Source organism: Enterococcus sp. DIV1328a (assembly GCF_050536905.1).
In the GTDB taxonomy this organism is placed as follows: domain Bacteria; phylum Bacillota; class Bacilli; order Lactobacillales; family Enterococcaceae; genus Enterococcus; species Enterococcus faecalis.
Genome location: NZ_CP172912.1, coordinates 652,274 through 665,389 on the forward strand (window position 1 = coordinate 652,274; position 13,116 = coordinate 665,389).

At 36.7% G+C, this 13,116-nt stretch carries 11 protein-coding genes; all 11 read left to right on the plus strand.

Annotation, left to right across the window (positions count from 1 at the left end):
* Positions 1-67 precede the first annotated feature (67 nt).
* Entirely contained in the window at positions 68-910 is an 843-nt protein-coding gene (gene mutM, locus IGL93_RS03165; RefSeq protein WP_002355756.1) for a DNA-formamidopyrimidine glycosylase, read from the plus strand.
* Positions 907-1,506 (plus strand): dephospho-CoA kinase, encoded by a 600-nt coding sequence (gene coaE, locus IGL93_RS03170; RefSeq protein ID WP_010713834.1) that lies wholly within the window; start codon positions 907-909, stop codon positions 1,504-1,506. Before mutM ends, coaE begins: the two co-directional genes overlap by 4 nt.
* A gap of 179 nt (positions 1,507-1,685) precedes the next feature.
* On the plus strand, positions 1,686-2,168 hold the full coding sequence (gene nrdR, locus IGL93_RS03175; protein ID WP_002381296.1) for a transcriptional regulator NrdR: 483 nt from the start codon (positions 1,686-1,688) through the stop codon (positions 2,166-2,168).
* A gap of 15 nt (positions 2,169-2,183) precedes the next feature.
* Positions 2,184-3,593, plus strand: coding sequence for a replication initiation and membrane attachment family protein (locus IGL93_RS03180; protein ID WP_010775663.1), 1,410 nt, complete (start codon positions 2,184-2,186; stop codon positions 3,591-3,593).
* Positions 3,593-4,522, plus strand: a complete 930-nt coding sequence (gene dnaI, locus IGL93_RS03185; protein WP_002355760.1) for a primosomal protein DnaI — start codon at positions 3,593-3,595, stop codon at positions 4,520-4,522. Before IGL93_RS03180 ends, dnaI begins: the two co-directional genes overlap by 1 nt.
* Before the next feature lie 81 nt (positions 4,523-4,603).
* Complete coding sequence (locus IGL93_RS03190; RefSeq protein ID WP_002390400.1) at positions 4,604-5,812, plus strand: hypothetical protein; 1,209 nt, start codon at positions 4,604-4,606, stop codon at positions 5,810-5,812.
* Between the two features lie 13 nt (positions 5,813-5,825).
* The gene (locus IGL93_RS03195) at positions 5,826-7,346 is read left to right on the plus strand and encodes a hypothetical protein (protein WP_010713831.1); all 1,521 of its coding nucleotides are present in this window, start codon (positions 5,826-5,828) and stop codon (positions 7,344-7,346) included.
* A complete protein-coding gene (locus tag IGL93_RS03200; RefSeq protein WP_010713830.1) occupies positions 7,336-8,919 on the plus strand; it encodes a hypothetical protein in 1,584 nt (527 codons plus the stop codon). Before IGL93_RS03195 ends, IGL93_RS03200 begins: the two co-directional genes overlap by 11 nt.
* A complete protein-coding gene (locus tag IGL93_RS03205) occupies positions 8,916-10,178 on the plus strand; it encodes a glycosyltransferase (protein WP_002355764.1) in 1,263 nt (420 codons plus the stop codon). Before IGL93_RS03200 ends, IGL93_RS03205 begins: the two co-directional genes overlap by 4 nt.
* A 14-nt stretch (positions 10,179-10,192) precedes the next feature.
* A complete protein-coding gene (locus IGL93_RS03210; protein ID WP_002373524.1) occupies positions 10,193-12,259 on the plus strand; it encodes a cellulose biosynthesis cyclic di-GMP-binding regulatory protein BcsB in 2,067 nt (688 codons plus the stop codon).
* Positions 12,249-13,109: a hypothetical protein gene (locus tag IGL93_RS03215; RefSeq protein ID WP_002385041.1), complete on the plus strand. Its 861-nt coding sequence runs from the start codon at positions 12,249-12,251 to the stop codon at positions 13,107-13,109. The genes IGL93_RS03210 and IGL93_RS03215 overlap by 11 nt, the downstream gene beginning before the upstream one ends.
* The last annotated feature ends 7 nt before the right edge of the window (positions 13,110-13,116 follow it).

Genomic DNA, 13,116 nt, shown 5'->3' on the forward strand with positions numbered 1-13,116 from the left:
AGGATAAGTAGGATCTGGACGTTGATATCTAAGCGTTCAGACCTCTTTATATAAAGGAGCAAAAATAATGCCAGAATTACCAGAAGTAGAAACAGTGCGAAAAGGACTTGAAAAACTTGTTGTAGGAAAAACCATTCAAGAAGTCATTGTTTTTTGGCCAAGAATTATTGAATCACCAGAAGTTGATGTATTTCAAGGTCAATTAGCTGGTCAAACGATTGAAGGGATTGAGCGAAGAGGAAAATTTCTGATTTTTAAATTGTCTGATAATGATATGATTTCTCACTTACGGATGGAAGGAAAATATGAGTTTCATCAGGCTGATGATGAAATTGCCAAACATACCCATGTAATGTTTACTTTTACAGATGGCACGCAATTACGTTATTTAGATGTACGGAAATTTGGCCGTATGACATTGGTTCCTAAGAATCAAGGTCATCAATATAAAGGGATTTTAGCTTTGGGCCCAGAGCCAACACCAGACGTTTTCCAATTAGCTACTTTTCAACAAGGCTTGAAAAAGCATCATAAAGCAATTAAGCCATTGCTGTTAGATCAAAAGCTAGTGACGGGCTTGGGGAATATTTATGTAGATGAAGCACTTTGGCAAGCGCAAATCCATCCAGAACAACCAGCAGATTCCTTAAAACCTGCGGAAGTTGCTACGTTGTATCAAGCAATCATTGACGTCTTGGCACGCGCTGTTGAAGCAGGTGGAACCACCATCCGCACCTATCTAAACGCGTTAGGAGAAGCAGGGACTTTTCAAGTAGCGTTGAATGTCTATGGGCAAACAGGCTTACCTTGCAATCGTTGTGGTACGCCAATTGTTAAAACAAAAGTGGCACAACGTGGTACGCATTATTGTCCACAATGCCAACAATTGAAAGGTCGTCGATTGAAATGACAAAAGTTTTAGGCATTACAGGAGGGATTGCGACAGGTAAAAGTACGGTTGTTGCTCTTTTTAAAAAAGCGGGTTATCCAATTGTTGACGGCGACATTATCGCCCGAGAAATTGTTGCAAAAGGGCAACCAGCCTTAGCCGCAATCGTTGAAACTTTCGGACCAGAAATAGTATTAACAACTGGTGAATTGGATCGGAAAAAGTTAGGACAATTAATTTTCGCTAGTCCTCAAAAAAGAGAGCTGTTAAATGAAACGCTGAAACCTTTTTTAAGAAAAGAAATTTTACGTCAAATTGAAGAAGCTAAAAAGAAAGCCGCCCTGGTTATTGTTGATATTCCTCTGCTTTATGAAGCTCATTATGAGGCGATCATGGATCAAGTTGCTGTGGTATATGTACCAGAAAAGATTCAAAAAGAGCGTCTGATGGCCCGAAACCAATTAACAGAAGAAGAAGCGCAACAACGAATTGCTAGCCAATGGCCGATTGAAATGAAAAAAGAACGAGCAGATATCGTGTTTGATAACCAAGGAACTAGAGAAGAAACGGAACAGCAAGTGAAGAAGTGGCTAGAGAAACAAACTGGAAAGAAGTGAATATTTTTTAAATGGCGTAAAATGTTTTGAAAATTTCAGAAAAAACAGTGAAAGTCTTTGTTTTTATTAAAGAATGGCAAAGATTCAACTAAGAACCAGTTCTAAAGACCTAGTAATAGCGCAATTTCATGTTATAATATAGGCAACAAAAATTATACAGAATAGAAGAGGTGAACGTTATGCGTTGTCCAAGATGTCATCATAATAATTCCCGTGTTATTGATAGCCGTCAAGCAGATGATGGACGTGCAATTCGCCGTCGTCGTGAATGTGAAAATTGCAGTTATCGGTTCACTACATTTGAAAGAATTGAAGCGGCGCCATTACTTGTAATCAAGAAAAATGGGGATCGTGAAGAATTTAATCGTGATAAAATTTTGCGTGGGCTCATTCGCTCTGCGGAAAAAAGACCTGTTGCTATGGAACAAATGGTTCAAATTGTCGATAATGTTGAAAATCGAGTGCGTAGTTTAGGGGAAAATGAAGTCTCTACAACGCTTATCGGTGAATATGTGATGGAAGATTTAGTCAATCTAGATGAAATTGCCTACATCCGCTTTGCGAGTGTTTATCGACAATTCAAAGATATGAGCGTGTTTTTGAAAGAGTTACAGGACATTGTCGACAAAGCAAAATCTTCTTCTCCTGACTCAGAAAATTAAAAAGGAGGTCTTTCTTTGAAAGGAAATCGGCAAAGAATCCAACCAAAAAATATTTTTCAAGCGGTTATTGATTCACCGCTTTCTGATCAAGAGAAAGAGGTTTTAACCTTTTTATATCAACCAATTGTCGGCGCCAATGCGTTTAGTTTATATTGGCTTTTGTTATCTGAAACAACAGATTCAGAGGAGAATGGCTCGCTGTTTCATGCAGATTTAATTAGTTTGCTGGACTTGAGTTGTCAACAATTAGAAGAAGCTTGCTACAAATTAGAAGGCATTGGGTTGCTAGAAACGTATAAAAAAACAGATCGGGAATTAGGAGATTGTTATTTATATTATTTAAAAGCACCTGAAACAGCCGCTCGTTTTTTTAAAGATGAAGTGTTAGCTTTAGTGTTATTTAATCGGGTTGGACAACGGAAATTTGATCAATTAGTGCAAAAGTTCCAACCGCATCCTACCAAAACAGAGGGCTATCAAAATGTTTCCGCTAGCTTTCAAGAGGTTTATGCCTTTAAAGAAGAACAAATTGTTTCCGAAGCGAACCGATTGACAACGATTCAAGAAACTTTTTCTCAACAAGAAAAAGCGAAGAAAATTTCTGTATCAACAGATTCTTTTGATTGGCACTATTTTGTGGAAGGTTTGCACCGCTTAGGTTTACAATTGCCTGAAGATGAGGCTAGTTTTCAAGAAGAAGTCTATGTTTTTCATCAATTATATGGCATCAATGAGTTAGATATGGTAGACTTTGCTTCGAAATCATTTGACTATTATACAAGTCGAATTTTGCCTAAGGAATTAGTGCGAACGATTCATCAAGCGTTTGATCCTGATAAAAAACCACAACCAACAAACATAGTGACAAACAAGCAAGTACAATTGACGGTGGAAGAGCAACAAACGTATCGATATAACGCATTAAAAATGAATGGTTTTTCTGAACTGGATATTCAAATGATTATGGATAGTGAAAAGAATCCGCCTATTCAATATTTAGAAGCTTTAAAAAATAGTCGAGGCGGCTATACGACACCACAAGAACGTTCATTAGTGAAATATTTGGTTGCCAAATCAGGCTTACCGACTAGTGTGATTAATATTTTGATTAACTATGTTTACAACATTCAACAACAACCGACTTTAAAAGCGGAGTATGTGAATCGAATTGCGAATGAATGGGGACAAAGTGGCATTCATTCACCAGAAAAAGCAATTGAACATGTCAGAGAATTGGCAAAACAAAGCCAAACCAAACAAAAACAGCGACAACAAAATTATTCAGGGAAACGCCAAACTGTTCGACAAGAGAGATTGCCAGAATGGGCCGATCAGCCAAACGATGAAACAAAACTTTCCCCAGAAGAACAAGCCGAGTTAGATCGACAAATTCAAGAATTTTTAAACCAAGGAGGTGACCAATGATGGAAGACGTAGGAAAAGAAATGTCAAAAATTATCCAGAAGCGTGACATCAATGAACGATATGAAGAGCTGGTTAACGAAGTATTGAAAGATCAAGATGTTCAAGCCTTTATACAAGCAAACCGAGAGCGTTTAACCGATGAAGATATTCGTAAAAGTTATGCTAAGCTGTATGAATTTGTTCAAGAAAAAAAGAAATTTCAATTAAACGATCCGGCAATGATTGCTCCAGGCTATGAGCCAAGATTAATGTTGAATTTTCATTACATTGATGTAACGTATGTCCCAACGGCTGATTTAATCGCTCGTCAGAAGGAAGAAGAAATTCGTAATCGAGTAAGGGCAATGGACATGCCAAAAGATGTCCGAGAAGCAAATTTACGAGATTTCGATCCATCTTCTCAAGGTCGAGCCAAAGCGTTAGCAGAAGCAATGCAATTTTTAAGAGAATATCCTGCGACACCAAAAGAATTTCATAAAGGGCTCTATTTACAAGGCCCCTTCGGTGTAGGAAAATCTTTCTTATTAGGTGCGATGGCTAATGCTTTAGCAGAACGTGGATTTACTACGACAATTGTTCATTTTCCAACATTTACAGTAGAAATGAAGCAAGCCATTGGTCGCGATCAAGTTGGTGAAAAGCTCGATGCAGTAAAAAAATCCCCTATATTAATGATTGATGACATTGGTGCGGAATCCATGACTAGTTGGATTCGTGACGACGTTTTAAGCGTAATCTTGCAATACCGAATGCAAGAACAATTAGTTACTTTTTTCTCTTCCAATCTAGATTTAAAAGCTTTAGAAGAGCATTTAACCGTGACGCAACGAGGAGAACAAGAGCCGCTAAAAGCCAGACGAATTATGGAACGTGTGCGTTATCTGTCAAAAGAGATTACGATGACAGGAAATGATCGACGAAACGGTTAAAGCAATCCTTTTATTTTTATGGATTGCTTTTTTTCTTGCGCTTGAAGAGGTAGCGTAAGTTTCGCAAAAACAAGTACTTTTGTGTACACTGACAATAAAGAAGTGAGGAAAAGAGGCGTAACAATGAAGAGAAAACTTTGGATTTTTATTGGGGTATTCGTGGTGCTTCTGGGAGGATATTTTCTTTTGTTTAGAGAAAAATCCTATAAAGTAGAGGTGGAAAAAGTGAATCCAAAAATTCAACGCTTAATGTCGACAGACAAACAACATTTTTTAACAAAACATGAATTTCACACAAAAGAAACCGCTGAACGCAAAGATTTGTTGAAATTTTTTATTGAAACCCGGCTCAAAACAGACGGCGGTTTTTTAACCAATTATTTACCAGATGCTGAACGCAAAGATGTCGCCACAGGACATGAGTTGCTAAGTGAGTCTTCGGGTCTATATTTGCGTAATTTAGCTTTTGATACGCAGGGACGTTTTGATAATTTTTACAAGCAGACGAAAGACACCTTTTATGACGGCGTCCAATTTAGTTACCGAATTGACGAGCAAGGCAATAAATACAATGTCAATGCCTCGATTGATGATTTACGGATCATTCGTTCATTAATTGAAGCAGGGGGGCATTTTAAAACAGATCAGTATGATCAAGAAATTAAAAAATTAGGCAAGAGTTTTATGGAAACCTCTATGAAAGATAATATTCTAATTGATTTTTACGATAGTAAATCAAAACAACAGTCTTCAGAAACTTCTTTGTTTTATATTGACTTAATTACGCTGGGTTATCTATACAAAGAATTTGGGATTTCAGCAGACTACTTGCAGTATCATTACCAATTAATAGACGATGGCTATATTTCTGATGATTTACCTCTTTATCAAACGAAGTTTAATCATCAAACAAATAAATACGAAAACAACGGAACACTTAATATTATTGAATCTTTATTAACGATTGTCCATTTAAGTGAAGTGGGTATGGCGAAGCAGACTAGTATTGATTTTGTGCGAAAACAAGTTCAGCAAGGAACGCTTTTTAACTCGTATGATTTAAATGGATCGCCCGTGGATAAAAATCAATCTGCAGCTAGTTATGCGATAGCGGCTTTAATTGGTGTTGCCGAAAATGACAAAGAGTTGTATCGTGCGGCAATTACAGTACTTAATAATTTTCAAATTATGGATTCAAGCAGTCCGATTTATGGAGGATTTGGTGATAAAGTTACGAAACAAGTCTATTCCTATAATAACTTAATGGCTCTTTTGGCCTATGATTTCTAGATGAGGTGAAAGCATGGAAAAGATCAAAAAACACATGAACTCGGCTTTTGAATGGTTGAGTCGTTATATTTCTCCAAGTCTTTTGGCCGTTTTAGGGATTGGGTTAGTGACAAGCATTTTGTTATTCGTTTATCCGATTAATGGCTTGGGAGATAATGGCGAGTATTTTCGTGTGTTAAATTCAAATAGTCTTTATCGTGTCAATGGTGATAGCTACGACAATGTGGCCTATTTTGTTAAGGACTTTTCAATTATGCGTTATTTTAATGAAACAACGACGCACTTTGTTTCCACTCAACAATTTTTCATCACCATTGCCATTTGGCTTAATAAACTTTTTTATAGTCAAACACTTTTCGATATTCGTTTCTTAGGTTTCGTTTATCTTAGTTGTTTTTTAGTGTCAATTTATATTCTGGTACGAGGCTTAACCGAAGGCGTATCTTTGAAAAAAAGTTATCTTATCTCCTTGTTGGTTATTTTCATCTTGGGGGATACCTCCTATACGATTTATTTTAATTCCTTTTATACAGAAGCGACGAGTTTTTTACTTTCTGTGAGTGTCTTAGCATTTTCAGTCTATTTTTATCGGGTGACGAAACCACGAACTTGGCTCAGAAGAATAGTTTTGGTTATCTTGGCACAAGCAGTAGTACTTTTAATAGGGACAACACGCCAAGAATATTTGCTGATTATTGGCGTAATTATTGCTGGATTAGGATTTTTTGTCTACTTGTCACAACGTTACCAACGATTGTCAATGACGGCCTTTTTAATTGCGTTGATTGGTTTTACAACGTTAGCAGCTTTTATCGTTCCTAACGATATCTATGAACGTGATGTCTACCACAGCATGACGCGCGGTGTAATGAAGGATAGTAAGGTTCCGGATAAACGGATGTCAGAGGGCGGAATCAACCCGCAATATGGGTTGCAAAAGGGACGTTCCTACTTTGAAGAATACAGTCCTGTATCACCAACTTCTGAACAAATGAAAAAAGATTTTTTTGATAAAACGAGTTTTGGATGGGTGTTATTGAATTATTTAAATTATCCATCTGAATTATGGCAAGGACTGAATTCAGCGGTCCCAAATGTTTACTTAGTAAAGCCTAATAATGTGGGGAATTTTGAGAAAACGACGGGGCGTGCACCGCTGGAACAATCTAAATTTTTTATGGTGTATAACCGTATTAAAGCCAGTTTTTTTCCTAAAAACTTTGCTTTCTATCTATTATTAGGCGTGATTCTGTTTGGTTTATATGGCGTTGGTTTATACAGAGGACTCAAGAGAAACGAACCCAGATTAGTTTTTCGCTTCTTTTTAATGACAGGAATTTATCTAAATTTATTAGTTGTTTTCATTTCAACAATTATTATTGATGGGGATAGTGACTTAGTACGTCATTTGTTTTTAGTCTCAGTATTTTTAGATTTTCTCTTGTTACAAATTGTTTCTGATATTATTGGTAAACGAATGTGGCAAGATACAACACCACAAGTCATTGGGGAGGTAGAGGGAATTGAAAAATAAACAATATCTTATTGGCTGGGTGTGTTTCTTACTCTTTTTCGTTTTTTGCGGCTTTGCTAAACCGGCGCTGGCTGCACCAAGTAAACATGTCTTACTTGTCTATGACAGCTTGAATATTGCTGGAAAAAAAGAAAATGATGTGGATGCTTTACAACGAGTGTTGACGAGTTTTGGAGTAGAAGTTCAGAGTGTGGCGGTATCAGATTATGTACCTGGCGAATTGCTAAATGATGGCTATGACAGTTTGATTTCTATGGTGAATTGGCCTGAACAAGCCGGCGTTATTGCCTCTGATTTTCTAGCAGATCGAGTTCATTTTAAAGGTAAACAATTACACATTGGTCGAAACATGCGTGACGATGAAAAACAATATTTTAGCGGTACATGGAAAGAATTAAGTCATCGTCAATATCGGTTAGAAGATGAAAAAAACCGCTTTTCTCAAGTATTGCCTTTTCAAGATCAATCAGTTGTGCTGGAAAATACGCAAGGTCAGACAGTTGGTCGATTAAAAACACAAGAATTAGCACCAGAAGAATATCCATTTGGTGTAATTGAGAATGGGCATGCTTTTCTCCCAATGTTTGAACGCAAAGGCGCTGTTTTTTTAGAAAGCTTGGACGTAATTAGTCAATGGCTGGAAAGTGAAAAAATGTCACGGCCGTTTTTGACGATTTCTGATTTTAACCCGTTAAGAGATATGTCTGTGGCAACCTATTTGCAAGAAGAATTAGTTAAAACCACGTATCCTTATATTTTATCCAGTACGAGCGTTTCACAAAACAATACGATTTTACCTTATAAACTATTTACGAATGCGTTACGTGCGTTTGCTTCGACGGGGGTTATTTTCTTAGAAACACCGGTCGTTAACAATGTTGATTTAAATGACCAACGTGCCTTGAAACAATTGATGGAGCAGCAGATTAGTTTATTGGTCGACAGACATGTCTATCCAGTAGGCATTTCTGCTCCAGGATACTGGAATCAAGACCTTCAATACCAAGAGGATGGTCTAGCAATTAGTGATACAGTGATTCTAAGAGAAAATCCGCCGATTGAACGCGTTTTTTATCGGAACCAAACGGGAGAATCAATCACTTATAAGAATGCTTTGTTTGATTTACCGTATGATTATTTATCGGGGATTGAATGGACGGATAAAGATAATCCGAATGACTATCGATTTCCAATGCCGACCACCATTAGTTTTTCATTTCCAAATTCTAAAAAAGAAGTGGATCATCTAATTCAAGAAGTCAAGGAAGCACCAATAGTGTTTAGTGTTTCAGAAGCGGATCAACATTTCACTGTTCAAACACAAACGCAGAAAATCGAATTTCGGAATAATCGGTTCTTCTTAAACAATCAAATTGTCAATGGTTTGGCTGATACAGGGGGCTCAACAGTTGAAAAACAACGATTTACAGGGTTATTTTCATTCTTTTTCAGTATCACAAACAATATTTTGATTGGCGTTGTGACACTGACTTTAATCATCCTGATTATTTTGTTTATGATTGGACGAAAGAATTATCGGTCGAAATATATTAATAAGGAGGAAGACAAATGACCATTGCTGACATTGTAATGTTAACAGCAACTATCATTATTTGGAGTCTACTAATTGTAAATATTCTCTTAGTTATTTTTGGCTATGTTTATTATTTAAAAACAGATCCTGTCGCACCACCACCTGTAGAGGACGAAGACGCGCCGTTTGTTTCAATTATGGTGCCGGCCCATAATGAAGGAATTGTCATTGTGCGGACAGTTGAAGCGTTATTGAATTTTAATTATCCGCAAGATCGCTATGAAATTATTGTGATTAATGACAACTCAAGTGATAATAGTGCTGAGCTTTTAGCTAACGTCCAAAAAAAGGCGGTTAATCGAAATTTGCAGATTATTAATACAGACAATATAACAGGTGGGAAAGGTAAGTCTAATGCCTTAAACATTGGTTTCAAGCAAGCCAAGGGGGACGTGATTGCCATTTATGATGCGGACAATACACCTGAACCGAATGCACTCCGTTATTTAGTTGGAGAGTTAATCGCTAGTGAGGAATACGGCGCGGTTATTGGTAAATTTAGAACGAGAAATCGCAATGCAAGCTTGTTGACACGCTTTATTAATATCGAGACACTGGCCTTTCAATGGATGGCACAAGCCGGTCGTTTTCAATTATTTAAGTTATGCACGATTCCTGGCACAAATTTCATTGTTCGTCGTAGTATTATTGAAGCCATTGGCGGCTGGGATGACAAAGCGTTAGCCGAAGATACAGAAATCAGTTTCCGCATCTATATGATGGGCTATAAAATTAAGTTTCAACCAAAAGCAGTGACGTGGGAGCAAGAGCCACAAACTTTGTCAGTTTGGTTCCGACAACGGACGCGATGGGTCAAAGGCAATATTTATGTCATTGTTAAAAATGCTAAATTATTGTTTAATCCTAAAGCGAGTCGGATCCGTTTTGATATTTTATATTTCTTGTCCATTTATTTTCTCTTAATGACATCGCTCGTTTTGTCAGACATCATGTTAGTTTTATCAATGTCTGGTTACTTAACAACGACCCTGCAAGGATTTAGCAATTCCTTATGGTTGTTAGCGATTTTGTTATTTATTTTCAGTACTTTTGTCAGTATTACGACCGAAAAAGGCGAAATGACTTTAGAGAATATCTTAATTATTGCCTTGATGTATATTACATACAGTCAGATGTGGCTAGTAGTCGCCGCTTATGGCATGGTGATGTATATTAAAGAAAATGTTTTTCATAAACAAACACAAACAAAATGGTACAAAACTGAACGATTTAAATAAGGAGGAAACGTGCAATGAAACAAAAAACAGTCACTTTAATAGGGTTGTTCTTTCTGGCAATTCTGATTGGTGTCGCAAGTCCGACCGTATACGCCGAAAACAAAGAACAAGACAACCATACCTTTACACAACCTTTTCAAAATAAAACAATCTCTTTAACAGGTACTTCTGTCCGTAGCACCATGTATTTTACAAAAATTGATTATTGGGACGTAAAAAAAGCATCATTCAATATGACCTACCAAATCACACAATTAAAAAATAATCAGACCTCAGATTTAACTGTGGCAGTTAATGGTGTGAAGTTTTATTCTTGGCGTCCTGAAAATACGACTGGTATTCAACAAAAGACGATTGAAATCCCTTTGGAACTGATTAAAGAGACAAATACATTGACTGTTGAAGGCCAAATTATTAATCAGGCAGGAAACGACATGTATAATTTAATTGAAACTCCAGCAAATTGGTTAACGATGTATGAAGGATCTAACGTAAACTTCCAATACGATTTACAATTACCAGAGAATACGATTCATTCTTTTTATAATCATTTTGTGGGAGCAGACACGATTGCGAATAAACACAGTGTTATTTTGACACCAGAAAATGCATCGGAAAAAGAATTAGCTGCAGCGACCCATGCGTTAGCTGGTGCTGCTCGTTTGATTACTACCTCAGAAGAATTGTTGCCAATGGCTTCTTTGAACAAAGAACAGTCAGCACCCTATCAGTTGATTATTGCCAGCTATGATAAATTACCAGATCAGTATAAAAGTCAAATTGATAGCAAACGCGTGGAGGACCAGGCTGTCTTAAAATTTTTCAATCAACCAGATAAGCATGTTTTAGTAGCTACTTCTAAAGATGAGGACTTACTTGTTCGTGCGGGACGTTATTTAGCCAATTATGAATTAATGACCCAAACAGATAAAGAAGAGACAACAGTTGATGAGAATACCGATACGTTTAGTTCAACTTTAGAATTTGATGGAAATTATCCATTAACCTCAACGGGGGACAAACTAGAAGGGGCCTATCACCAAGAACAAACGTACTTTGTCAATTTACCAGTGGATCGAAACAATGCCAATGGAAGTCGCGTGCATTTACATTTTAAATACGCTGAAAACTTAGATTTTGATTCTTCTTTAGTGACGGTCTATGCCAATGATAAACCAATTGGCAGCAAGAAATTAACCGCTGCTCGTGCGAACGGTGATGAATTAAATCTCGAATTTCCAAAGAACTTAGAAATTGCTGATAGTTTTGTTTTAAAAGTTGCTTTTGATTTGAATGTTAAATCACCAGAAGTTTTGCGAAATGGTCAGACTCCATGGGCCTTTATTGAAAATAATTCGAATGCGTTTATTCAAACAGAAGAACTGAATGACATATTATTTAACAACTATCCGAACATTTTTATCAGAAGCCGTTCTTTTGCTGATTTAGCGATTTTATTACCAGAAAAAATGGACGACAACTATTTTAAAGTGTTGACCAATTTATTTAACTTAATTGGTAATTATGCCGAAAGTAATGTCGGTGAGATTACGTATTATAAAAAAGCGCCTAAAAATGCGGCATTAGAAAATCATAACTTGATTATTTTTGGTACGCCTAAGGATAATCCGATGATTCGTAAGTTAAACGATCAGTTATATTTCCATTATGATAAGGACTTCACACGTTTTGTTTCAAACGAGAAACTGAGTATCGAAAAAGATTATGGTAAACAAATCGGTACGGCGCAGTTAATGTTTTCTCCATATAATGCGAAAGCCGCGGCGTTAATCTTAACAGGAGCTAAATCACAAGGTGTCTTTTTAGCCTCTACACAAGTGAACACAGAGAAGAATACTTCTATGTACAAAGGAGATGCCATTGTGGTCGATCCGAACTATCGTCGCTATGATTATCGTTTCAAAAAACGTGTAAGCAACGTTAGCAACGAATCATTAGGTAAACGAATTGTCAATAATCATAAATTAATGATTTATCTATTTGTCTTCTTAATTGGTATGACCATTATTGGATTAAGTGCGTTCTTCATCGTGAAGAAGAATTTGAAAGGTGGGGAATAGAGTGAATCAAAAACGAGTGACCTTGCTTTTGGATTTAACTTTGTTGGTAGGAATTGTTTTGGTTGTCGGCACAACCATCTTTATGGCCTTAGGAACGAATGATTTCTTTGTGGACTTAAGTTGTCTATTAATTTCAGTTATCTTAATTATTGTTACCTATTTTGTAGGAATTACAGCGGGGTTAACATTTTCGCTTATATTTATTTTTCTACAATTGACCTATGTTGTATATCAGTATGTCTATCATGATTTGTTTAGCTATGGCTCATTATTTTGGCTAATCATGCCGCCGCTCTACTGTTTAACAATCTATGCAGTGACTTATCAAATTCGTACGATTGAAGAAGAAAATATTCGCTTACGTAAAGAAACTTCACGGTTAAATGCGTTAGATGCAGTAACTAATTTAAGAACAGCAAAAATGTATGAAGAAGGATTCGATTTATTTTCTGACATTTCTACACGTTATGAAGCGCCGTTATATTTAGTCGTGATCCGAGTGGCCTATTGGGAAAGTATTCGTAACTTATTAAGTCCTGAACAAAAGAATGAATTGCTACAAATCGTGACAGCGGCGATTAAAGAGACAACGGATGATCGCTTCTTACCATACTTTATCGACGGCACACCGCCGACTTGGGCGTTATTAATTTTCCGCGATGGGGATGACGGATACACCACTAGAAAAGAATTCAAACAACAAGCTCAAGAGAAATTTGCCCATTCTGAAACCTTAAGGAATATTACTTTGACATTACAAGTTTCCTATACCAAATATGATCCTGCCGAATTTAACAACGCTTCAGAATTTTTAGGGGATGGAATTAATTCTCTTCAATATGATGTTTAAAAAGGAG